The sequence below is a fragment of the Sphingomonas panacisoli genome, from assembly GCF_007859635.1.
Classification (GTDB): Bacteria; Pseudomonadota; Alphaproteobacteria; order Sphingomonadales; family Sphingomonadaceae; genus Sphingomonas; species Sphingomonas panacisoli.
The window spans coordinates 744,725-766,048 of record NZ_CP042306.1 but is presented as its reverse complement, the minus strand read 5'-3'; the positions used below and the strand labels follow the sequence as shown (position 1 = coordinate 766,048).

Sequence of the window (21,324 nt, the reverse complement as noted above, 5' to 3'; positions counted from 1 at the left end):
GCAACTATCGTGCGCCAGTCCGCGATGCGCGGCAAGCGCGCTGCCTCACTCGCCGAACAGTTCGCGCTGTGCCTTTTCGAGTTCCTCGGCATAACGCTTGCGCACGAACTTTTCCGACAGCGTGCCGAGCACCACGCCGTCATTGCCGACCACCGCGAGTTCGTCCGCCTGCACCACGTCGAACTTGCCCATGATCGCGACGATGTCGTCCTGGGGGCTGAGCGGCGGCAGCGGCGTGCGCGCCAGCGTCCCGATCACCGTCTCCGGCGTCACCCCCTCGGCATAGACGATCGCGGGCGGAATAATCCCGGCATAGTCGCCGTTCGCGTCGGTCAGTACCACCCGGCTGACCGCGCCGAGCGGATAACGGCGGCGGAATTCGGCGGCGGTCGCGTCCGCCGGGATCTCCTGCACCTCATGCCGCATCATCCGCCCGGCGGTCAGCAGTTTCACCCAGCCGACATCGCGCGCGCTCTTGATCGTTTCGCCGCGCAAATGCAGCCGCCAGGTCGAGAAGCTGTACCCGAACGTCTCGCGCACGATCGTCGACGCGATCAGCGACGCCGCCATCACCGCGCCGGTCAGCAGAAAGCTCTTGGTCGCTTCGAACACCAGCATCGCCATCGTCAGCGGCGCGCCGATCACCGCGACCGCCATCGCCGCCATGCCGACCAAAGCGGCGTCGCCCGACGGCAGGATCTGATAGCCGGCGGCGAGCGCGACCAGTCCCGCGAACAGATGCCCGGCAAGCGTCCCCAGGAACAACGACGCGAAGAACAGCCCGCCGCGAAAGCCGAACCCCAGCGACACGACCGACGCGAGCGACTTGGCGACCAGCACGATCGCGAGGAACTGCAGCGATGCGCCCACCGCCAGATCGGTGCCGAGCGCGCCGTGGCCGGCCGACAGCACTTGCGGCGACCAGGCCGCGATCGGAATCATCAACGCCCCGCCGATCGCGGGCCGCGCCCAACTCGGCAAGCCGACGCGCCGCGTGCCCCACTCCACCGCCGCGACCGCGCGCATTAGCGCGACCGCGATTATCGCGCAGATCGCGCCCAACAGGCTGTAGAGGATGTAGTGATCGCCGCGCACCGCCAGCGTCGAATTGACGGCCTCGACCGCGTAGGGCGGCGCGCCCATCGCGTGCGCGACGAGGCTGCCGGCGAGCGACCCCGCGACGATCGGCGCGATGGCGGCGGGTGTATAAGCACCGATCACGATCTCGAACGCGTAGAACGCGCCCGCCAGCGGCGTGCCGAACGCCGCCGCGATCGACGCCCCCGCGCCCGCGCCGACCAGGATGCGCAGGTCCGCTCGCCGCGCGCCCAGCCCGAGCCCTACCGCCGACCCCGCCGCACTGCCGAGCTGCGCGTACCCCGCCTCGAGCCCGACCGACGCGCCGAACCCGTTGGAGATCGCGGTCTGGATCGCGATGATCAGGCTATCGGTCATCGACATCCGACCGCCATGCAGCGCATTCGCCTCGACCGCGTCGACCAGGGTGCGCTTGCGCGACCGCACCGCCCAGGAAAATCCCGCGAGCACCGCCCCGCCCAGCGGCAACATCGCCAGCTGCACCGGACTCAGCGACGCGACCATGCTCAGCCGCTGTTCGTCGGGCAGGCCGAACAACAGATGCTGGATACCGCGCGCGATCGATCCCAGCGCGACGGTCGCAAGGCCGGATGCCGCCCCGACCGCGATCGCAAGCCCGATGAACCAGAATTCGCTCGAACGAAACTTGCGCCGTCCCAGGCGATCGGCGTCAGCGCGCGATAGGAAAGTTGCAGCCCTGCCATGGGCGGGCGCTATCCGCGCATCGGGCAAAAATGAAAAGAGGCTGCCGGGGATCTCTCCCCGGCAACCTCCTGACATGGTCAGCGGCCGGAAGCTCCAGCCCGGAGGACCATGCGGACCGCAAATCCTGTGGCTCCTGCGTTGATTGGAGGAAGATACCTCCCGTCAGGAACCGGCGGACTTAGCGGCGCGTCCCCCGAACGAACTGAACCGACCCCACTGCTGAACCATGAGACATCGGATCACCTCCTTTCGCTTGTTGAAACAACGCACCCGAAGCTGGGTACAAGGGCAATGTGAATCACGTGGATAAGCATTTCAAGTCTTGTAATTCACACGGAATTCGACGATTCTCTTTCGCCTTGGCCGATTGACCCTCGGCTCTCCCGCATCAATGGTGTTTGAAGTACTGGACCTCGCGTTCGTGCTTCTCCGCGCCGGCGCGCGTGTCGAACGTGCCGAGGTTGCGGCGCTTGTGCGTCTTGGGATCGACCTTGCGCGAATAGAGGCGGTATTCGCCCGATTTGAGCTTGCGGATCATGGCTGGTCTCCTCGCGCGCTACAACGCAAGAGACGCGCGACTCTATCCCCGGCAATCCTCGATCACGCGGCCGATTTCGGCGTAGGGAGGGACGACCAGGGGAACGTCGCCAGCGCGCTCGACCACGAACCGCCCGCGGCTGAACGCCATCGCATCGAGCAACAGGTCGTTGGGGCCCAGCATCGTCGCCGCATACCCCGCGTCGCCGCCGGTCGGCTGCAACGGAATGACTCGGTTGATCGTCGTCGTGCGCACCGTCACCGGCGTCGCCGGCCCGCGCACCGACAGGTACAGCGCGGCGCGCGCGCGGTCGCAGCGCAGCGTCATCGCCGCGTCGCCGCCGCCCGCTCCGAATAGCGCGATCGATCCGCGCGCATCGCGGCGATACACCCAATCCCCTTGCGTGAACGGCCAGTCGTTCCAGTCGCTCGCCAGCGGCGCAGGCGGCGGTACCGGCACCGGTCGCGGCGTCGGTCTGATCACCGGCGCGGGCGGCGCTTCGGGCGCCTGGGGCGGGCCGACGCAGCCGGCGAGTGCAAGGGTTGTGAGCGAAACGGCCAGCAATCTACGCATCGCGCGACCATGGCGACAGGAACGCCGCGCCTCAACCCGAAAGCGGCGGGAAAGCGCGGAATAGCGACGTGCGCAGCGCTTACCGCGCCCGCCGGCTGCTCCCCGGCATGCCTGCCCGCATCTTCGACTGCTTGCCGTAGCGAGTCTTGCGCGTGCCGGGCTTGCCTTCGTTCGACCGGCCCATGATCGGCGCTTTGTGCTCGCTCGAGGGCAGGCCGAGTTCTTCCTGCTCCAGGCTGCGGATCTCGTCGCGCAGGCGCCCGGCCTCTTCGAACTCCAGGTCCGACGCGGCCTTGCGCATCTTCTTTTCGAGTTCCTCGATGTACGCGCGCAGATTGTGGCCGACCATGTGCGGACGGTCTTCATCGATCTCGACCGTCACCTGGTCGCGGCTCGCGACGTCCTTGATGATGTCGCCGATGTCGCGCTTGATCGTGGTCGGCGTGATGCCGTGTTCGGTGTTATAGGCGTGCTGCTTCTCGCGGCGGCGATTGGTCTCGTTGATCGCGCGCTCCATGCTGCCGGTCATGCGGTCGGCATAGAGGATCACGCGCCCGTCGACGTTGCGCGCGGCGCGGCCGATCGTCTGGATCAGCGAGGTTTCGGAGCGCAGGAAGCCTTCCTTGTCGGCGTCGAGGATCGTGACCAGTCCGCATTCGGGAATATCGAGGCCTTCGCGCAGCAGGTTGATCCCTACCAGTACGTCGTAGACACCGAGCCTAAGATCACGGATCAGCTCGATTCTCTCCAACGTCTCGACATCGGAATGCATGTAGCGGACCTTCAGCCCCGCCTCGTGCATGAATTCGGTCAAATCTTCCGCCATGCGCTTGGTCAGCGTGGTGACGAGCGTGCGATAGCCGGCCTCCGCCGTCTTGCGGCATTCGTTGATGCAGTCCTGCACCTGATCCTCGACCGGCTTGATCTCGACCGGCGGGTCGATCAGCCCGGTCGGGCGGATGACCTGTTCGGCGAAGACGCCGCCGGTCTGCTCCATCTCCCACCCGCCCGGCGTTGCCGAGACATAGGTCGTCTGCGGGCGCATCGCGTCCCATTCGTTGAAGCGTAAGGGGCGGTTGTCGATGCACGACGGCAGGCGGAACCCATATTCGGCCAGCGTAATCTTCCGCCGATGGTCGCCCCGCGCCATGCCGTTGATCTGGCCGATCGTCTGGTGGCTCTCATCGACGAACAGCAACGCATTCTCGGGCAAATATTCGAACAGGGTCGGCGGCGGCTCGCCCGGCATACGTCCGGTCAGGAAGCGCGAGTAATTCTCGATCCCCGCACAAGATCCAGTCGCCGCAATCATTTCCAGATCGAAGTTCGTACGTTGTTCGAGCCGTTGATGCTCGAGCAACTTGCCCTCGGCCTCCATTTCCTTGAGCCGCTCGGCGAGTTCGTGGCGGATCGCCTCCATCGCCTGTTTCAGCGTCGGTCCCGGCGTGACGTAGTGCGAGTTGGCGAACACGCGGACATAGTTGAGGCTCGCGACCTTCTTGCCCGTCAGCGGATCGAACTCGACGATGTCCTCGATATCGTCGCCGAAGAACGAGATCCGCCACGCGGTGTCCTCATAGTGCGACGGGAATATCTCGAGGTTGTCGCCCTTCACGCGGAAATTGCCGCGCGCGAACGCCTGGTCGTTGCGCTTGTACTGCAGCGCGACGAGCTTGCGCACGATCTCGCGCTGATCGACGGTCTGGCCCTTCTTCAGGTCGAAGATCATCGCGGAATAGGTCTCGACCGATCCGATGCCGTACAGGCACGACACCGACGCCACGATGATCACGTCGTCGCGTTCGAGCAGCGACCGGGTGGCGGAATGCCGCATCCGGTCGATCGACTCGTTCACCGAGGATTCCTTCTCGATATACGTGTCCGACCGCGGCACATACGCCTCGGGCTGATAATAGTCGTAGTAGCTGACGAAATACTCGACCGCATTGTCGGGGAAGAAGCTCTTGAACTCGCCGTAGAGCTGGGCCGCCAGAATCTTGTTCGGCGCCAGGATCAAGGCCGGGCGCTGCAGCGTCTCGATCACCTTCGCCATCGTGAAGGTCTTGCCCGACCCCGTCACGCCCAGCAGCACCTGGTCGCGCTCGCCCGACAAGGCCGCTTCGGTCAGCTCCTTGATCGCGCCCGGCTGGTCGCCCGATGGTTCGTAGTCGCTGACCAGCTTGAACGCCTTGCCTCCTTCCACCTTGGCCGGGCGTTCGGGCCGGTGTGGAATGAACGCCTGCCCGGTCTCGGGTTCGGCCAGGTTGGTGCGAATCTGGATTGCCATAGTTGGGGAATATGGGATGTTGGACGCCAACCCGCAACAAAGCGGGAACGGTCGCCCCGTTCATTTTTCCGGGCCTTTCAGGGGGAGTCCAACCATGCGCCGTTTCCTGCTCATCACCGCTCTCGTCCCGCTCGCCGCGTGCAACGCCGGCGGCCCCACCGTCAGCGCGACCAACGCCAGCGAGGCGGAGGTCAAGGCCAAGGTCGCCGCGGCGACCGGCGGCGCCGACATGATCTCGCCGGGCCGCTGGGAGGGCACGATGACGATCAGCGACATGAAGATGCCCAAGCTGCCCGCGGATCAACAGGCCAAGCTCGCCAGCCGGATCGGCGGCAAGCAGCCCATCGTCAGCTGCGTTACCGAGGAAGAGGTCAAGGCGAAGCGCGCCTTCTTCACCGGCGACAAAAGCGGCGACAAGAGTTGCACTTACAGCCGCTTCACGATGGGCGGCGGCAAGATCGACGCGGCGATGACGTGCAAGAACGAAGGCGGCAACATGAACGCCACGATGACCGGCACGTTCTCGTCCGACGCCTATCACATGGAAATGGCATCGAACACGGACAGCAGTTCGCCTTATGCTGCCATGTCGATGAAAATGACGGTAGACGCCAAACGGACGGGCGCATGCCGCGGGACCGAAGACAAGGAGTGACGATGCACAAGACGATACTGGCCGTGAGCGTGGCCGCGCTGGCATTGACCGCGTGCGGCAAGAGCGGCCCGCCGCCCAAGCGCCAGCCTGGCAGCTGGTCGCAGACGTTCGAGGTCAAGCGCGTCGAAGGCGCGAATGCCGATCAGAACAAGGCGGCGCTGGACCAGCTATTCGGCGTGATGAACGCCACCACGGTCTGCGTCACCCCCGAATGGGCGGCAAAGGAAGACCCGACCGCCAACCTCGAAAAGATGGGCGGCGGCGGCGGCACCTGTACGTTCGACAAGAAATCGGTCGCGGGCGGCGTGCTCGACGTTGCCGGCACCTGCAAGGACGCGACCGGCAAGACCGCGAAAATCACCGCCAGCGGCACGCTGGGCGCGACCGATCAGGACATGGACATGACCGTCGAGGCGTATGACAATTTCGGCGCCAAGCAGGGTCTGATGGAAATGCGCATCCACTCGGTGCGGCGCGGCGAATGCACCGCGAAGGATAAGGTACCGGGGATGACGGGGATGTAAGTTCGGTGGCGGGGGGCTCGACCGGACGGTTTCAACCGACCTTCCGGTACGCCACTCGCCACATCGCCACCGCGACGCCGGCGGCCATTGCGGCCATGATCAGGCTGGTGAGAAACCCGCTCGCCCAGCGGTAGAGCAACGTGCGCGCATCCATCGCCGGCATCGTGAAAAGGCCATAGCCATAGGTCTGGCCGCCCAAGAACAGCACGAACCCGATCACCGCCCCCAATGCGGCGGCCGCCAGCGGTCCGCGGCGCCCGCTAGCGTGGAGCAATGCCCAGGGGATCGCCGCCAGCGCGGTGATCGACAGCGCGGTCATCACCGATCCGATCAGCAACGCGCCGAGCAGCGCCCCGACATTGTGCGTGCCGGCGAACACCATCAGCAGGACGCCGATCGCGCCGCCCATCAGCCCGCCCGCGCCGATCGCCAGCCCGACCCGGTCGATGCTCGTCTCGTAGCGCCGCGGCGCCGGTTGTGCGGGCATGCCCCTCCCCCTAAGCCCTTGTCATAGCACCTAGGCGGCTGCGCTCAAGCGGCTGCACTATTGTTCCGTTCGCACTGAGCTTGTCGAAGTGCGCTCGCGAAGGACTGCAATTGCAACACGTGCTTCGACAAGCTCAGCACGAACGGCTTGAAAGCGTCAGCGCAACGCCTTCACCGCCGGCGTATTCAGGCATTCGAGCAGCGCATCGCGTGACATTGCAGGGCGCGCAGGCGCCGCCGCATAGACCGGTACCTCGACCGTCCGGCCGATCGGTTCGGTACCAAACCCGCGCAGACCAGCACAACGCTCCGCCGCGGCAAGCATCCTGGGCGGCGTGTCCCAGGCTTCGTACGATAGCCGGAACGTCCCCCAATGCACGCCGATCGCGCGCGCCGCACCGAGCCGGCGGTACACCTCGACCGCATCGACCGGGCCGATATGACTCCCCCGCCGCCATCTGCCCGGCGCTGAAGCGGAACGCGCCGATCGGGATCAGCGCCAGCCGGATCGGTCCATAGCTGCGCGCCGTGTCCGCCCAGCCGAGATCGCCCGCCCCGGTATCGCCTGCGAAGAACAGATTGCCGCCGCTCGGCAGCGTGACGACGAAACTCGACCACAAGGCACGGTTACGGTCGGTGAACCAGCGGCTGTCCCAATGGTGGCCGCGGTTGACGATGACTTCGACACCCGGTCGCACCGGAACCCGCCCGCCCCAATCGCGCGCGGTCGCCGGCACGCTTGCTTGACCGATCACGCTGTCGTTGCCGAGCGACGTTACGATCGTCGGCTTGTCGCGATCCCACAGTCGCTTGAGCGTGGCCAGGTCCATGTGATCGTAATGGTCGTGGCTGACGAGGACGAGGTCGATCTTCGGCAAGTCCTCGAACCGGATCCCCGGATCGGCGACGCGCGTCGGGCCGAACCCCAACGGCCCCGCGCTCCTGCTCCACACCGGGTCGGTCAGGATGTTGATGCCTTGCGTCTGCACCAGTACGCTCGAATGGCCCACCCAGGTCACCAGCATCCGCTGGCCATTGACCCGCGCGGGCGGCTTTGTCGGCGTGATTGCGACGCGGGCGGGCCAAAGCGGTCGATCGTCATTGCCCAGTAGGTAGCGCGCGATCGTCGCGAAGCCGTTGGTCGGCGTGAAGACCTCATCGCTACCGTCGGGATTGCGGAAATGCTCGCCGTCGAAATGATCGCTGGCGGGACCGCGATAATATCGAGCGTCGAGAAAATGCGGAACGATCGTCAGCGTCAGGCATGAAAGGATGGCGATCCACAACAGGGCCGCGCCGATCCACCTGAAAACCTTGCCCATGCCCGCCCGTCCCACAGCGGGCGGAACGGTTCAAGATGCGTTCCGTGCTCCTGCGAAAGCAGGAGCCCAGGGCGATATCGCGAGCGAGTTGCGTGGCACCCTAGGCTCCTGCTTTCGCAGGAGCACAGTTTTCGTCGGAAAAGTGCCTTACCCCTGATCCTCGTACGCGAATTGCAGGATGCCCCAATGCCGCCCCTGCACCGCGATCGACGCGATGACTTGCTTGAGCAGCAACACCCCACCCGACGCTGTCGCGCGGCGATAGGCCTTGAGGCAGAACGGATCGGTGATCTTGCACTGTTCCTGCGTCTCGGGAAAATCGAAGATCAGGCCCTGGCGCGAATGTTCGGCGTTCCATTCGTCGTCGCCCGGCCGCTGCGGGTGCGCGCGTTCGGGCATCGCGACCGCGCCATAGCCGTTGCGGTCGGTGAAGGTCATCCCGAAGAAGCCTTTGTAGTTACGCGCGGCTTCCTGATGCGTGCGGGCGGTCGGGATGATGAAGCGCTGGACCGGGTGAGTGTATTGCGCCGGACTGCTCCCCGGGATCTGTGCGTAATCCTCGCTGAACAGATCCGCCGCGGTGATCTCGCCCGAGGCGAGCGCTGCCTCGAGCCGTTCGGCGACCGATTTCGCCGTGTCGAGGCCGAAGCGGATATAGGGCGAATCGGCGATCTCCACGCCGCTTTGCGCGAAATATTGCAGCAGCGTGTTGGTGTCGTCGCTGACGCTGGTCAGGCGGGTCGACAGGCGTTGCAAGCCATCGGCGTTGCCGGTCGAATGATGCGCCAGGCTGCCCAGTCCGGTGCGGATATTGCCGACCGATTCGACCATGTACCCGATCGAATCGGCCACCGCCTCGCTATTGTCCGACAGGCCGCGCATCAGCGTCGACAGACGGCCGACCAGTGCCTCGATATCGCGCGTGCCGTCGTGCGCCGACTGCGCCTTCTCCACGCCGTGCGCGACGCGATCGAGCATGCCCGATGCTTCACCGGTCAGCGCGCGGATCGATTGTTCGATCTTCTGCGTCGCGGTCGCGGTTTCGTTGGCGAGTTTCTTCACTTCGCTGGCGACCACGGCAAAGCCGCGGCCGGCATCCCCCGCGCGCGCCGCCTCGATCGTCGCGTTGAGCGCGAGCAGGTTGGTCTGACTGGCGATTCCGCTGATGACGCTGGTGACGTGCGCCACGGTCTCGAGCGCTTCGTTGAACCCGCCGAGCGCGGCGTGAATATGGCTGACCTGGTCGATCAGTTCGACGACGTTGGCGGTCGCGCCCGACAGCTGGCGGCTCGAATCGTCGATCACCGCGCGCGCGGCGCCGGCGCTGGAACGCGCTTCCTGCGCGGCCGTGGCGATGCTCTCGCCATTCTCGGCCAGCCGCACCGCGTCGCCGCCGATCGTCTCGATCGTCGTCGCCTGGTCGGTCACGCGCCGCGCGAGTTCGCTGATGTCCGCCTGCAGATCGAGCGTCCGAATGCCGAGATCGCCCGACATCCGCGCCGCGGTCTGGACGGTCTGCGCGATGTCCAAATCAAACCCCCTGTAAAACAAGGGGGAAAGCGTTACGCAGAAGCGGTTAAAGTCTGATTAGCGATCGTCCGTCGCCATTACAGCGCCTGCACCGTGTCCGCCAGGAATTGTCGGATCGCCGCTTCGTCGTCGGCGCTATAGCGCGTCCCGAACCACCACAAGCCGACCGGCACGATCATCATCAGCGACGAGATCGCGACGAACGGCACCCCGACTTCCCACGCCCCGCCGTTCGCGCAGATCGCGATGCCGGTGAACAGGAAGATCGACAGGAATCCGCACCACAGGATCAACCCGCATGCCATCCCGCGCGCGAGCCCGAACCGCCCCTCGATCCGCGTCCCGCCGCCGTCGTCGGGGTGCATCACCGCATCGAACCGCGTCCCCGTCGCCTCGCCATAGCCGCGATAGACGAACAGCATCATCGTCTGCTCGTCGCCTTGACCCGTGACGCCCTTCTTCGGCTTGTCCTTCCGCCCGCCGAGCGTGTCGCGAAGGCGGGTCGCGATCGCGACGGGATCGAGCGGCGAGTGGAGGACGACGCGGCGGAGCATCATTCCTCCCCAGCTAGCTGGGGAGGGGGACCAGCCGCAGGCTGGTGGAGGGGAATAGCGACGCACTCGGCCAAGATCAGCCGCGTCACGGCATCGAACTCATTGAGCACATCGGTCGCGCGTATCCGCAGAGTCCGCACACCGCGCTCCGCCAGCCAAGTATCGCGGATCGCGTCCCGCTCCGGCTGCGATCCGCGGCTATGCGCCTCACCGTCAACCTCGATGGCCAGCTTGCCCGCAGCAAAATAGAAATCGAGCGAGAAATGACCGATCGGATGCTGCCGTCGAAACCGAAACCCGGATGGCGACCCGCGCAGCCATTGCCACAGTTTCACCTCCGGCAGCGTCATCTCGCGCCGCAATTTTCTCGCGCGTTCTACCGTCTTTCTTGGCGGTGGCATTTCCCCCTCCACCACGCTGCGCGTGGTCCCCCTCCCCATCTGCGATGGGGAGGAAACTACGCCAGCAGCTTCTCCCGCGCGATCTTTTCCTTCCACACGAGCGGCGCCAATTGGTGGACGTTGTGACCCTCGCTGTCGACCGCGACCGTCACCGGGAAATCCTGCACCTCGAACTCGTAGATCGCTTCCATGCCGAGATCCTCGAACCCGACGACCCTGCTGCCCTTGATCGCCCGCGCGACGAGGTACGCCGCGCCGCCGACCGCCATCAGATAGGCCGACTTGGCGTCCTTGATCGCCTCGGTCGCCGCCGGCCCGCGCTCGGCCTTGCCGACGCACGCGAGCAAGCCCTGGTCGAGCATCATGCGCATGAACTTGTCCATCCGCGTCGCGGTGGTAGGGCCGGCCGGGCCGACGACTTCCTCGCCGACCGGATCGACCGGGCCGACATAATAGATCACGCGGCCCTTGAAGCTGACGGGCAGCTCCTCGCCCGCCGCCAGCATGTCGGCGATGCGCTTGTGCGCGGCGTCGCGGCCGGTCAGCATCTTGCCGTTGAGCAGCAGGCGGTCGCCCTGCTTCCAGCCCTGCACCATTTCCGGCGTCAGCGTGTCGAGATCGACGCGGATCGCCGCGCTGTCGGGCTGCCAATCGACCTTTGGCCACTCGTCCAGCTTGGGCCCGGGCAGATAGCTAGGCCCCGATCCATCGAGCGTGAAATGCGCGTGGCGCGTCGCGGCGCAGTTCGGGATCATCGCGACCGGCTTGCCCGCGGCATGGCACGGCGCGTCCTTGATCTTAACGTCGAGGATCGTGGAGAGCCCGCCCAGCCCCTGCGCGCCGATGCCGAGCGCATTGACCTTGTCGAAAATCTCGATGCGCAAGGCCTCGATATCGTTCTTCGGCCCGCGCGCCTTGAGCGGCCCCATGTCGATCGGCTCCATCAGCGCCTGCTTCGCCAGCAGTACGCAATGCTCCGCCGTCCCGCCGATCCCGATCCCGAGCATCCCCGGCGGACACCAGCCGGCGCCCATCTGCGGCAGCATCTCGATCACCCAATCGACGATACTGTCGGACGGGTTCATCATCTTGAACTTGGACTTGTTCTCGCTGCCGCCGCCCTTCGCCGCCACATCGACCGACACCTTGTTGCCCGGCACCATATCGACGTGCAGCACGCAGGGTGTGTTGTCCTTGGTGTTGCGCCGCGTGAAGGCGGGATCCTCGAGCACCGACGCGCGCAGCTTGTTCTCGGGGTTGAGGTACGCGCGCCGCACGCCCTCATCGACCACGTCCTGCAAGCTGCGGCTGATATCGTCGAGCCGGCAGTCCATGCCCCACTCGACGAACACGTTGACGATCCCGGTGTCCTGACAGATCGGGCGATGCCCCTCCGCGCACATGCGGCTGTTGGTCAGGATCTGCGCGATCGCGTCCTTTGCTGCCGGGCCCTGCTCCGCCTCGTACGCCTCGCCGAGCGCATGGATGTAGTCCATCGGGTGGAAGTAGCTGATGAACTGCAGCGCGTCGGCGACGCTCTCGATCAGATCGGCGGTGCGGATGGTCGTGGTCATGCGCGCCAATTAGTCGCGGTCGGTGGGCGCTCCAAGAGGGAACATGTGGCGATACGGCCGCGCCTCGTCGAGCGCCCGCGCGTAGCTCGGCCGGGCGAGCAGGCGGTCGCGGTACGCCCAGACGTTCTTGTGCCCCTTTGGAATGGCGTGGGTCCAGTCCGCGTAGAGCAATGCGGGCGCCGCGGCACAGTCGGCCAGGCTGAACGCCCCGCCCGCCGCCCATTCGCGTCCGTCCATCCAGCGATCGAGCACCTGGTACGCCGTCTCCAGCTGGCCGCGGAACTTCGCCTCGTCGCCCAGATCGCGCTCGATCGCGATCGCGACGATCCGCTGCTGCGGCGTGTTGATGTAATTGTCGAAGAAGCGGTCGAGCTGGCGCACTTCGATCGCGGCGTCGCGATCGTCGGGGATGAACCGAGTCGCGCCGGGGTAGTGCACATCGAGATACTCGATGATGATCGTCGCTTCGGTGATCAATCGATCTCCGTCGGTCAGCACCGGAAACTTGCCGATCGGCCACAATTTCGTGAATTCGCTCCACACCGGCTCGCTGCCGTCGAGCATCTTCAAATCGAACGGCGTGTCGTTTTCATACAACGCCATTTCCGCCTTGTGACAATAACTTGATAGCGGATGGGCATATAGAGCGAGCGTCACAGGCATCTCCGTTTCGCGGTGGCTTGATCGGGATAAATTAATTGTCGGCGGCAAGCACTTCCTAATATCTTGCCCGTAAAGGCGAGGCCATGCTCAGCCGCGCCCGCTCCGAAACGACCGAATTACCGCGTTCGATCTGGGGGGCGTTGGGCCTCAATGCCGATACCGCGCCCGAGATCACGGATAGCCGTCTGGCGCGCCTGGCCGAAGTATCCGCGATCTGGCCGTTCGTGCTGTTCGCGCAGATCTTGGCGCCCGCGGTCGTCGCACTGGTCCTCTATTATGTCGGCCACCAGGAGCTTCTGACCGAGGTCGCGATACGCGGCGGGTTGATCCTGCTGATGTCGATCGGCGCGTTGGTCCAGCTCAAGCTGCCGCGCGCGCGTACCTGGCCGACCCAGGCGCAGATTCGCACGCTGACCTTGAGCGCGGCGGGGATCGGCGCCGGGCTGCTGTCGCTGCTGCCCTTGCTGGCCAGCGTCCAGATCACGCAGTTCCACCTCGCCGGCTTCGTGGCCGTGTTCGCAGCGGTCACGATCACCGCGATCGCCGTCCACCCCGTTCGCGCCGCGACGCTGGCTTATGCCGCGACACTTGGCGCGATGGTGATGTTCAAGGCCGGGATCGCCCTGCCCTCCGCGGTCGCCGCGCTGGCGTTCGTCACGCTGATCGTCGCGACCGTGCGACTGGCGCGCGACGACCAGAAGGCGACCGAGCAGCGGTCGTCCAGCGGCAATGCCGGCCGCCTCGCCGGGCAACTCGTCCGCGAGGTCGAGGAGCATGGCGACGGCTGGTTCTGGCAGACCGACCGCCAGGGCTATTTCACCTATCTGTCGGCGAAGGTCGGCAACGAACTCTCGCGGCTCGGCATGGTCACGACGGGCGCAAGGCTGATCGACACGTTCCGCATCGATACCGGATCGGGCGACACCGAACGCACGCTCAATTTCCATCTGTCGACGCGCACCTCTTTCTCCGATTATTCGGTTTGCCCCGCGACGGTCGAGGATTGCGACCGCTGGTGGTCGATCTCCGGTCGCCCGATGCTCGACGATCTCGGCCGGTTCCAGGGGTTCGTCGGGTCGGGCCGCGACCTGACCGAAAAGCGCCGGTCGGATGCCGAGATTACCCGGCTCGCTCTGTTCGACGGGCTCACCGGCCTCGCCAATCGTCAGCGCATGCGCGCGACGCTCGATAAGACGCTGGCGCCGCAATCGGGCTCGCCGGGCACGACCGCGCTATTTCTGCTGGACCTCGACCGGTTCAAGGCGGTCAACGATACGCTCGGCCACCAGGTCGGCGACATCCTGCTCAAGCAGGTCGCGCAGCGGCTGCAGCGCGCGGTCGGCGAGGCGGGGCTGGTCGGCCGGCTCGGCGGCGACGAATTCAAGGTCGTCCTGCCCGGCATCGGCAATCGCGAGCGGCTGAGCGAACTCGCCACCACGATCATCAACGCGGTGTCGCAGCCTTACTTCATCGAAGGCTCGTCGATCTCGATCGGCGCGTCGATCGGCATCGCCGTCGCGCCGGAAAACGGCACCGATTCCGAAACGCTGATCCGCAACGCCGACATCGCGATGTACGCCGCGAAGGGCGACGGGCGCGGCATCCATCGCTTCTTCCGCGAGGAATTGCTGGAGGGCGCCAAGACTCGCAAGCAGCTGGAAGACGACCTTCGCCACGCGCTCGTCGCCGACCAGTTCTACGTCGCCTATCAGCCGGTCGTCTCGACCGAGGGCGCGCGGATCGTCGGGTACGAGGCGCTGATCCGCTGGGACCATCCGACGCGCGGCGCGATCAGTCCCGCCGAATTCATTCCGATCGCCGAGGAAGCCGGACTGATCGAATCGATCGGCGAATGGGTGCTGCGGACGGCGTGCAGCGAAGCCGCGACCTGGCCGCATCATGTCCGCGTCGCGGTGAACGTGTCGCCGATCCAGTTCGCCAACCCGGCCTTGCCCGCGATCGTCACCTCGGCGCTGGCGAATTCGGGACTCGCCCCGCAACGGCTCGAGCTAGAAATCACCGAAGGCGTGTTCCTCAACGAGGACTCGTCGTCGGAGCAGATGTTCAAGTCGCTGAAGGGCATCGGCGTGCGCCTCGCGCTCGATGATTTCGGCACCGGCTATTCGTCGCTCGGCTATCTGAAGAAGGCGCCGTTCGACAAGATCAAGATCGACCAGAGCTTCGTGCGCGGCGCCGCCGTCCCCGGCAACCGCAACGCCGCGATCATCAAGGCGATCGTGACGCTAGCCAACACGCTCTACATGGAAACCACGGCCGAGGGCGTCGAGCATCAGGACGAAGTCGAGCTGATCCGCGAACTAGGGTGCAGCCACATCCAGGGCTATGTCTACGGCAAGGCCGCGCGGTGCGAGGACGTCATCGCCCAGCTGGAAACCGCGGGCGGCGTGGTCACCGCGAAGGGGTACAAGGTCAGCCGCAGCCCGCGCTCGACGATGCTTCGCTCTGCCCAGCTCGATCTCGGCAGCACGCAGGGCGAGGTCCGCATCCGCAACATCTCGTCGACCGGCGCGATGATCGACGGGATCGAATTCCCGACCGAGCATGTCGGCTTCGATGTGATGATCGAACTGCTCGAAGGCCAGATGTTCCCGGCCACGGTGCGCTGGGCGAAAGAAGGCCGCGCGGGGCTGGAATTCGCCGAATATTTCAACCTGGAACGGCTGAACGCCGCCGCCCCCAACCGGGGCTTGCGCAAGGCGGGCTAGTCTAGAGGGTCAGCCCGAACCGCGGGCCGACCCACGTCATCAGCGCGTAGAGCAGGACGGTCAGCGCGCATCCCAGCGCCAGCGCGACCCAGAAATTGGCGCCGTGCCGCAAGAGTACGGGAATCAGCAGGAACATCGGCAGCGACGGCAGGACGTACCAGAACGTCGCGCCGGCATGCGCGGCCATATTCTCCGCATCGGGCTTCTCGTGCCACAGCCAGATCATCCCGAGCACCGACACCAGCGGCAGCGACGCGATCAGCGCGCCGAAGCCGGGATAGCGCTTCGCCAGCGTCGAAGCGATCGCGATCAGAATGCCGGAGATCGCCGCCTTGAGGATTAGATACAGCATTGCGTCGTCGGCCCGACCACAGCACCGCGCTCGCGTCCACTCCAATCGATCAGCCGCCTCGCGAAAAAGTAAGGTGAGGTGATTGGTGGCGGGCGCTACACGTTCAACGCTAAACTTGCGCCTATTCCCGCCAGCATTAGCGCGCCGGTCCATTTGAACGCCTTACCAAGCGCGGCATGGCCATTCAGCAATTTGCTCACTCGTGCTGCCGACAACGCCACCAGACAGTTTACGCCGGTGCCCACCAAGTTGAACCACAGCCCCAAGCACAACATTTCGACCGCTGGATGCGCGAGCCCGCGTGTGGTGAATTGCGGAAGAAACGCGACGAAAAACAGCGCGACTTTAGGGTTGGTGACATTGATCAATATCCCCGTGACGAATGGTCGCCCGCCTGCCCCGCTGATCTCAGCGGGCCCTCCGCCACGTTGCTTGGGCCGAACGAGCGAGTAGGCAATCCAGATCAAATAGAGCGCGCCGGCAATACGCAACGCGCGATAAAGTAACGGTTCCGCCGCCAACAATGCCGCTAGCCCAACCACGCTGACCACGATGTGCACCAGCGTTCCTGTGCCGATCCCAAGTGCGGCCTTCACCCCCGCCCTGGCGTTGCGGCCCGCCGCCGTGGTGATGACGAACATCATGTCGGCCCCGGGGATCAAGTTCAGCATGAGCCCCGCAACCGCGAAGGCGAAAAACGTTGGAAGGGGCGGAAGCAACTCAGAATCCACCGATATCCAGCATCGATATCTCCTCGGCAATACGACGCACAATCGCTCAGGGAGCTAGCGTAACGCCCGGCAGCAATGACAACCGCGGTTCGTAACTCCAGACCTCGCTCCTTACGCCGCGCATTTGCGAGAGCGCCGCAGCGGCACGGGTCGGGCCGTAGCCACGTCGCAACAGTTCGGTAAAAGTTGCGCCGATCGGCGACAGATCATCCCATTTGGCGCGGTTGACGAGCAGCATGAACTCCGTCGCAGAACCGCTCCGGACCGCGCGATACCAGGTCCATCCGTGCGGCCCTCGCGCACTTGGCTGCCCGAGCACTCGTTCGAACGCCGCGACACGCGCTGGCTCCACGTCGATTACGAACACGTCCATTACGGCACCGGGCTTGCGATCCTCGAGCGGGGTATCGCCGGTAGGTCCACGCCACAGTTCCCAGGTTTCGACATCGACAGGTCGCACATGCTGCGCGACGTTGCGAATGAAATCGTCTCGGTCCGCCGCGAGCTGCGGCCGACGATCGAGCTGCTCCAGCGTCACACCAAAGGTCCCGTCGACGAACATTCCCCGACGCGGCCCCGAAGCCACCGTCCAGCCGTACCAGACGAGCGTATCACCCACCGCCTCGTGCCAGCGCAGATGTGTCCGATATCCCTCGATGAAGGCCGGAGGTGAAAGCACCTGGTAAGAATAAAGTTGCGCGAACTGCGGCGCTGCTTGCCCCACTGCAGGTGATGCCCAGGTGAGCAGTGCCGCCAAGGCCAACGCGGTCGAACTATGCATTGCAATCTCCCTAAGCCAAGATCGCTATTGCTCTTACCGGACTTCGAGAATTACAAAGTTTGGGGCGTAATTTTCAGTTCAGGTGAATTATGAACCCTGCCGATTTGCGCCGCGCTGCGGCCTTTTATGCGATCGCGAAAGCGGGCGGCGTCACCGCTGCGGCCCGGACGATCGGCAAGTCACCGCCTGCGGTGCATGCCGATCTGCGCCGCTTCGAACGGTCTGTCGGTGCTGTGCTGGTCGAACGCTTCGGTCGCGGCATGCGGCTCACGCCAAGCGGCCGCATCCTCTACGAGGCCGTCGGTCGCGCATTCGCCGAACTCGACCGAGCCGCGGGTGAAGTCGCAGCCGGCAACTTCGACTCGCCGCTTCGGATCGGCGCAGTTCCGGGGTTCGGCCGCTATGTGCTCGCGGACCGTCTCCTCGCCGCGCTTCCCGTCAAGCGACGAATGGTCCTGCGCACCGGGTCGCACGATCAACTGGTCGAAATGCTCGCGGCCGGAGAAGTCGATCTGATCGTTTCATATCGACCGGTAATTGCCGCGCCCTTCGAGTGCGAGGCAGTGGCGATCGAACAACTCGGCTTGATCGCGCCATCCGGGTTGGAATCCTTCGATCCCCATGCTCTCGCAGCAGGCCGGTGGGTAACCTATGAGGAATATGAATTCGTCTTCGCAAAATGGTTCGCCGCAGTGCTCGGGCATCAGCCGGAGCATATCACTCGCGGCGATCATCATGACGAACTGGAAGAAGCTTTCGCCAGCGTCCGCGCGGGCAGAGGATACACGATTGCACCCGTCGAGGCGGTTGGGCCCGGCCTGGTTGTTCTCGGGACACTGGTTTCGAACTCCGTGTATCTATGCGGTTCGCGCCAACGCATGCGATCTGATGATTCCCGTTTGCTACGCCAGATTCTTGCCACGTGCCGTGACTAGGCTGCTGTGCATGCCTTCGGCGCATCCGTTCCAGAGACAGCAGGAGTTTGATTGCAACCGCAGCGCTACGGGAAGGACCGCGTCGCGTTGGCCAACCAAAACCCACCAATTGCGCCAACCTCAATCGATCGGCCGTTGGCCGAAAAGCCCCTCCGCAAGATTGGCGGAGGGGTTCGACAGGCATGCTTACTTGGTAGCCGGCGCAAGTTGCGGCGCTGCAGCAGCGCTCGGTGCCGGCGGCGGCGGGCAGCCGTTGGCGGGCGGCGGCGGCGGACTATCGGGGCCGGCCGGGCCGCGTGCGCCGGGGCCCTTCGGTCCGTGCGGCGGACGGCCGGCGGGACCGACCGACGCGATCCGGCCATTGCCGTCGACCAGGAACGACGCGCGCAACTGACCGTCGTCGTAGCGGCCCTGCACCAGCAACGTCGCGCCGGGCTGCACCATCGCATCGCCTTCGCGCGCATCGACCATCGTCTTGCCGCTGCCGTCGGTGACGGTGAAGCGGTCGCCATAGACCTCCGCCACCTTGCCCTTGACCGTGACCGGCCCGCTGCGGTTGGGCAGCGTGGCGATCGCCACCGGCATCACCGGCGCCATCTCTACCGCCGGACGCGTCAGCTTGGTCGCCCCCGCGCCGCCGGCCAGCCCCAACGCCAGCAACGCCGCCCCACCCAGCCCGAGCCGTGCCTTGGGCGACAGACCCATCGTGAATTTGCTCGTATCGATCATTGTCTTCATCCTTTGTGGTTGGCGATGGCGGCGTTGTAGCGAGTCGGCCCCGCACCACGCTGAACCCCCACGTTCAGATTGAGTTTAAGCAGTGGGCGTAGGCGAACGGCCGAAGGAGACGATATGCGCATCCTGCTGGTCGAGGACGACGCCGACCTGGCCGACGGTATCGCCCGCGCGTTGCGGGCGGAGCATTTCGCCGTCGATATCGCCGCGAATGGCGAAGACGGCGCACATCTGGGCGACACCGGCATTTACGACGCGGCGGTGCTCGACCTCGGCCTGCCGGTGAAGCCGGGGATCACGGTGCTGAAGGAATGGCGCGACGCGGGGCGCAGCCTGCCCGTCCTGATCCTGACCGCGCGCGACGGCTGGTCGGACAAGGTCGAGGGGTTTCGCGCCGGCGCCGACGATTACCTGACGAAGCCGTTCCGCGTCGAGGAACTGGTGATGCGGCTGCGCGCGCTCGCCCGCCGCGCCGCCGGGCATGCCGCCGCGCGGATCGTGTGCGGCCCCCTCGCCTTCGACGCGCAGACCGGGCAGTTCGAGCTCGACGGATTGCCCTTGCGCCTAACCGCGCTCGAATGGCGCGTGCTGTCGGCGCTGATGCTGCGCAAGGGGATCGTGATCGATCGGCTCGATTTGATCGAGCACGCCTATGAAAGCGATGCCGATCCCGATTCCAATTCGCTCGAAGTGATCGTCGGGCGGCTCCGCAAGAAGATTGGCGCGGCACTGATCGAGACGGTGCGCGGGCGCGGCTATCGCCTGACCGACGAGCCGCGATGCGACTGATGCCGCAATCCCTGCGCGGACGGCTGCTGCTGGTCGCGACGTTCGCCACCGGCGCGGCGCTGATCGTCGCGGCATTCGCGATCGGGCACGTGCTCGAACGCTTCGTGATCGCCGGGATCGACCAGCGCCTCGACGCCTCGCTCGGGCTGATGGCCTCGACCGTCCGCGGCGACGGCAGCATCGACGAGGAACGGCTGACGGCATTGCAACCCGGCTTCGCGCCCGACAGCGGGTGGAACTGGCGGATCGACACGCCGCGCGCGCATCGCGGATCGATCGATGCCGATCAGTTCACCGGGCCGCTCCTCCCGCCGCGCGAGCCCGAGCGCCGCCACCGCGGTCGCGATGAGGGGGAAACGGCGCGACCGACCCCGCTCGACGGCCAGTTGAGCGATCGCACGCGGTTCCACGCCCGTCGCATGACCGTGCCGACGAGCGCGGGGCCGGCGGTGTTGCTCGCGTCGGCGCCGCGCGATCTGGTCGAACGCCCGATCCGCGGTGCGTTGACGCCGTTGCTCGGGACGCTCGCGATACTGGGTGCGGTGCTGGCACTGGCGACGCTGATCCAGCTCCATATCGGGCTGAAGCCGCTCGACCGACTGCGGCGGACCTTGGCGGCGGTCCGGTCCGGCCAGGACGTGCGCGTGCCGGACGACCAGCCGCGCGAGCTCCTGCCACTCACGCGCGAACTCAACGCGCTGCTCGACCAGAATGCCGCGCAACTGGCTAATGCGCGCGGTCACGTCGCCAATCTGGCGCATGGTCTCAAGACGCCGCTCGCATCGCTGGCGCTCGAATTGCGCGAGGGCGGACGCGACCCGGACGGCACGCTCGCCGCGCACGTCGCGCGGATCGACGGTGCGATCCGCCATCATCTCGGCCGCGCGCGCGCCGACTCCGCGGGCGGTGCGCGGCCACGCGTTCCGCTGGCACCCGCGATCGAGGGGCTGGTCGCAGCGCTGTCACGGATCCATGCCGATCGACCGGTAACCGCGACGGTGTCGGTCGCGCCCGATCTCTCGGTCGGGATCGATCCGCACGACCTCGACGAGTTGCTCGGCAATCTGCTCGACAATGGCTGGCGCTTCGCGGCCACGCGGATCGCGATCGACGCGGCGGCACAAGGCGGCATCGTCCGTATCGCGATTGCCGACGACGGCCCCGGTATTCCCGCCGACCGGCGCGACGCCGCGATGCAGCCCGGCCGCCGGCTCGACGAAGTAAGCGACGGCCACGGCTTTGGCCTGTCGATCGCGCGCGAACTCGCCGAATTGCACGGCGGTAGGCTCATTCTGGCGGAAGCGGCCGGCGGCGGATTGATTGCGACAGTAGAGCTGCCGGACTAGAATCACGCTGGATCGGCCC

General features: G+C 65.8%; 20 protein-coding genes and 1 pseudogene. 6 read left to right on the top strand and 15 right to left on the bottom strand.

Annotation, left to right across the window (positions count from 1 at the left end; genetic code table 11):
- Positions 1 to 45: 45 nt before the first annotated feature.
- The 4 genes from FPZ24_RS03915 to uvrB all read right to left on the bottom strand — a co-directional run bounded on the left by FPZ24_RS03915 (position 46) and on the right by uvrB (position 5,201).
- A complete protein-coding gene (locus tag FPZ24_RS03915) occupies positions 46 to 1,758 on the bottom strand; it encodes a chloride channel protein (RefSeq protein WP_240047680.1) in 1,713 nt (570 codons plus the stop codon).
- 433 nt (positions 1,759 to 2,191) lie between these two features.
- The gene (locus FPZ24_RS03910; protein WP_146569812.1) at positions 2,192 to 2,341 is read right to left on the bottom strand and encodes a hypothetical protein; all 150 of its coding nucleotides are present in this window, start codon (positions 2,339 to 2,341) and stop codon (positions 2,192 to 2,194) included.
- A gap of 42 nt (positions 2,342 to 2,383) precedes the next feature.
- Positions 2,384 to 2,914: a hypothetical protein gene (locus FPZ24_RS03905; RefSeq protein WP_146569811.1), complete on the bottom strand. Its 531-nt coding sequence runs from the start codon at positions 2,912 to 2,914 to the stop codon at positions 2,384 to 2,386.
- Positions 2,915 to 2,993: 79 nt separating this feature from the next.
- Positions 2,994 to 5,201 (bottom strand): excinuclease ABC subunit UvrB, encoded by a 2,208-nt coding sequence (gene uvrB, locus FPZ24_RS03900; protein ID WP_146569810.1) that lies wholly within the window; start codon positions 5,199 to 5,201, stop codon positions 2,994 to 2,996.
- A gap of 94 nt (positions 5,202 to 5,295) precedes the next feature.
- On the opposite strand from uvrB, the gene FPZ24_RS03895 reads away from it, so the two are divergent.
- Both FPZ24_RS03895 and FPZ24_RS03890 read left to right on the top strand, forming a co-directional pair.
- Positions 5,296 to 5,856: a DUF3617 domain-containing protein gene (locus tag FPZ24_RS03895; RefSeq protein WP_186729038.1), complete on the top strand. Its 561-nt coding sequence runs from the start codon at positions 5,296 to 5,298 to the stop codon at positions 5,854 to 5,856.
- A gap of 2 nt (positions 5,857 to 5,858) precedes the next feature.
- Positions 5,859 to 6,380 carry a DUF3617 domain-containing protein gene (locus FPZ24_RS03890; protein ID WP_186729036.1) on the top strand — a complete coding sequence of 174 codons (522 nt, stop codon included), beginning with the start codon at positions 5,859 to 5,861 and terminating at the stop codon, positions 6,378 to 6,380.
- Between the two features lie 31 nt (positions 6,381 to 6,411).
- Here FPZ24_RS03890 and FPZ24_RS03885 read toward each other — a convergent pair whose 3' ends face one another.
- From FPZ24_RS03885 to FPZ24_RS03855, 7 genes and pseudogenes are all read right to left on the bottom strand, one after another.
- Positions 6,412 to 6,867 carry a hypothetical protein gene (locus FPZ24_RS03885; RefSeq protein WP_146569807.1) on the bottom strand — a complete coding sequence of 152 codons (456 nt, stop codon included), beginning with the start codon at positions 6,865 to 6,867 and terminating at the stop codon, positions 6,412 to 6,414.
- 156 nt (positions 6,868 to 7,023) lie between these two features.
- A pseudogene (locus FPZ24_RS03880) lies at positions 7,024 to 8,188 on the bottom strand (MBL fold metallo-hydrolase).
- Between the two features lie 147 nt (positions 8,189 to 8,335).
- Positions 8,336 to 9,682 carry a methyl-accepting chemotaxis protein gene (locus FPZ24_RS03875; protein WP_146574146.1) on the bottom strand — a complete coding sequence of 449 codons (1,347 nt, stop codon included), beginning with the start codon at positions 9,680 to 9,682 and terminating at the stop codon, positions 8,336 to 8,338.
- Between the two features lie 113 nt (positions 9,683 to 9,795).
- Entirely contained in the window at positions 9,796 to 10,272 is a 477-nt protein-coding gene (locus FPZ24_RS03870; RefSeq protein ID WP_146569806.1) for a hypothetical protein, read from the bottom strand.
- On the bottom strand, positions 10,272 to 10,622 hold the full coding sequence (locus tag FPZ24_RS03865; RefSeq protein WP_240047595.1) for an endonuclease domain-containing protein: 351 nt from the start codon (positions 10,620 to 10,622) through the stop codon (positions 10,272 to 10,274). Before FPZ24_RS03865 ends, FPZ24_RS03870 begins: the two co-directional genes overlap by 1 nt.
- 107 nt (positions 10,623 to 10,729) lie before the next feature.
- Positions 10,730 to 12,247: a fumarate hydratase gene (locus tag FPZ24_RS03860; RefSeq protein WP_146569805.1), complete on the bottom strand. Its 1,518-nt coding sequence runs from the start codon at positions 12,245 to 12,247 to the stop codon at positions 10,730 to 10,732.
- 9 nt (positions 12,248 to 12,256) lie between these two features.
- Positions 12,257 to 12,850, bottom strand: a complete 594-nt coding sequence (locus tag FPZ24_RS03855) for a glutathione S-transferase family protein (RefSeq protein ID WP_240047594.1) — start codon at positions 12,848 to 12,850, stop codon at positions 12,257 to 12,259.
- A 143-nt stretch (positions 12,851 to 12,993) separates the two neighbouring features.
- Between FPZ24_RS03855 and FPZ24_RS03850 the strand changes: the two genes are divergently transcribed.
- Entirely contained in the window at positions 12,994 to 15,636 is a 2,643-nt protein-coding gene (locus FPZ24_RS03850; RefSeq protein WP_146569803.1) for an EAL domain-containing protein, read from the top strand.
- 1 nt (position 15,637) lies between these two features.
- Here the strand turns inward: FPZ24_RS03850 and FPZ24_RS03845 are convergent, their stop codons facing one another.
- From FPZ24_RS03845 to FPZ24_RS03835, 3 genes are all read right to left on the bottom strand, one after another.
- Complete coding sequence (locus tag FPZ24_RS03845; protein WP_146569802.1) at positions 15,638 to 15,988, bottom strand: DUF3147 family protein; 351 nt, start codon at positions 15,986 to 15,988, stop codon at positions 15,638 to 15,640.
- Positions 15,989 to 16,083: 95 nt separating this feature from the next.
- Positions 16,084 to 16,659: a LysE family translocator gene (locus FPZ24_RS03840; protein WP_146569801.1), complete on the bottom strand. Its 576-nt coding sequence runs from the start codon at positions 16,657 to 16,659 to the stop codon at positions 16,084 to 16,086.
- 106 nt (positions 16,660 to 16,765) lie between these two features.
- A complete protein-coding gene (locus FPZ24_RS03835) occupies positions 16,766 to 17,500 on the bottom strand; it encodes a hypothetical protein (RefSeq protein ID WP_146569800.1) in 735 nt (244 codons plus the stop codon).
- Positions 17,501 to 17,589: 89 nt separating this feature from the next.
- Here FPZ24_RS03835 and FPZ24_RS03830 point away from each other — a divergent pair, with 89 nt between their 5' ends.
- Positions 17,590 to 18,435, top strand: coding sequence for a LysR family transcriptional regulator (locus FPZ24_RS03830; protein WP_146569799.1), 846 nt, complete (start codon positions 17,590 to 17,592; stop codon positions 18,433 to 18,435).
- Between the two features lie 186 nt (positions 18,436 to 18,621).
- On the opposite strand, the gene FPZ24_RS03825 is transcribed toward FPZ24_RS03830, so the two are convergent.
- A complete protein-coding gene (locus FPZ24_RS03825; RefSeq protein ID WP_146569798.1) occupies positions 18,622 to 19,164 on the bottom strand; it encodes a hypothetical protein in 543 nt (180 codons plus the stop codon).
- A gap of 123 nt (positions 19,165 to 19,287) precedes the next feature.
- On the opposite strand from FPZ24_RS03825, the gene FPZ24_RS03820 reads away from it, so the two are divergent.
- Positions 19,288 to 19,959 (top strand): response regulator, encoded by a 672-nt coding sequence (locus FPZ24_RS03820; protein ID WP_146569797.1) that lies wholly within the window; start codon positions 19,288 to 19,290, stop codon positions 19,957 to 19,959.
- The gene (locus FPZ24_RS03815) at positions 19,959 to 21,305 is read left to right on the top strand and encodes a sensor histidine kinase (protein WP_240047593.1); all 1,347 of its coding nucleotides are present in this window, start codon (positions 19,959 to 19,961) and stop codon (positions 21,303 to 21,305) included. The genes FPZ24_RS03820 and FPZ24_RS03815 overlap by 1 nt, the downstream gene beginning before the upstream one ends.
- Positions 21,306 to 21,324 lie beyond the last annotated feature (19 nt).

Excerpts from the sequence above, each read along its gene's own strand:
- FPZ24_RS03835 (WP_146569800.1), bottom strand. The coding sequence starts at position 17,500 with ATGCATAGTTCGACCGCGTTGGCCTTGGCGGCACTGCTCACCTGGGCA.
- FPZ24_RS03815 (WP_240047593.1), top strand. The coding sequence starts at position 19,959 with ATGCCGCAATCCCTGCGCGGACGGCTGCTGCTGGTCGCGACGTTCGCC.
- FPZ24_RS03850 (WP_146569803.1), top strand. The coding sequence starts at position 12,994 with ATGCTCAGCCGCGCCCGCTCCGAAACGACCGAATTACCGCGTTCGATC.
- FPZ24_RS03825 (WP_146569798.1), bottom strand. The coding sequence starts at position 19,164 with ATGATCGATACGAGCAAATTCACGATGGGTCTGTCGCCCAAGGCACGG.
- FPZ24_RS03875 (WP_146574146.1), bottom strand. The coding sequence starts at position 9,682 with ATGTCGGGCGATCTCGGCATTCGGACGCTCGATCTGCAGGCGGACATC.
- FPZ24_RS03820 (WP_146569797.1), top strand. The coding sequence starts at position 19,288 with ATGCGCATCCTGCTGGTCGAGGACGACGCCGACCTGGCCGACGGTATC.
- FPZ24_RS03890 (WP_186729036.1), top strand. The coding sequence starts at position 5,859 with ATGCACAAGACGATACTGGCCGTGAGCGTGGCCGCGCTGGCATTGACC.
- FPZ24_RS03855 (WP_240047594.1), bottom strand. The coding sequence starts at position 12,850 with ATGGCGTTGTATGAAAACGACACGCCGTTCGATTTGAAGATGCTCGAC.
- FPZ24_RS03910 (WP_146569812.1), bottom strand. The coding sequence starts at position 2,341 with ATGATCCGCAAGCTCAAATCGGGCGAATACCGCCTCTATTCGCGCAAG.
- uvrB (WP_146569810.1), bottom strand. The coding sequence starts at position 5,201 with ATGGCAATCCAGATTCGCACCAACCTGGCCGAACCCGAGACCGGGCAG.
- FPZ24_RS03840 (WP_146569801.1), bottom strand. The coding sequence starts at position 16,659 with ATGCTGAACTTGATCCCCGGGGCCGACATGATGTTCGTCATCACCACG.
- FPZ24_RS03885 (WP_146569807.1), bottom strand. The coding sequence starts at position 6,867 with ATGCCCGCACAACCGGCGCCGCGGCGCTACGAGACGAGCATCGACCGG.
- FPZ24_RS03905 (WP_146569811.1), bottom strand. The coding sequence starts at position 2,914 with ATGCGTAGATTGCTGGCCGTTTCGCTCACAACCCTTGCACTCGCCGGC.
- FPZ24_RS03860 (WP_146569805.1), bottom strand. The coding sequence starts at position 12,247 with ATGACCACGACCATCCGCACCGCCGATCTGATCGAGAGCGTCGCCGAC.
- FPZ24_RS03870 (WP_146569806.1), bottom strand. The coding sequence starts at position 10,272 with ATGCTCCGCCGCGTCGTCCTCCACTCGCCGCTCGATCCCGTCGCGATC.
- FPZ24_RS03865 (WP_240047595.1), bottom strand. The coding sequence starts at position 10,622 with ATGACGCTGCCGGAGGTGAAACTGTGGCAATGGCTGCGCGGGTCGCCA.
- FPZ24_RS03830 (WP_146569799.1), top strand. The coding sequence starts at position 17,590 with ATGAACCCTGCCGATTTGCGCCGCGCTGCGGCCTTTTATGCGATCGCG.
- FPZ24_RS03895 (WP_186729038.1), top strand. The coding sequence starts at position 5,296 with ATGCGCCGTTTCCTGCTCATCACCGCTCTCGTCCCGCTCGCCGCGTGC.
- FPZ24_RS03845 (WP_146569802.1), bottom strand. The coding sequence starts at position 15,988 with ATGCTGTATCTAATCCTCAAGGCGGCGATCTCCGGCATTCTGATCGCG.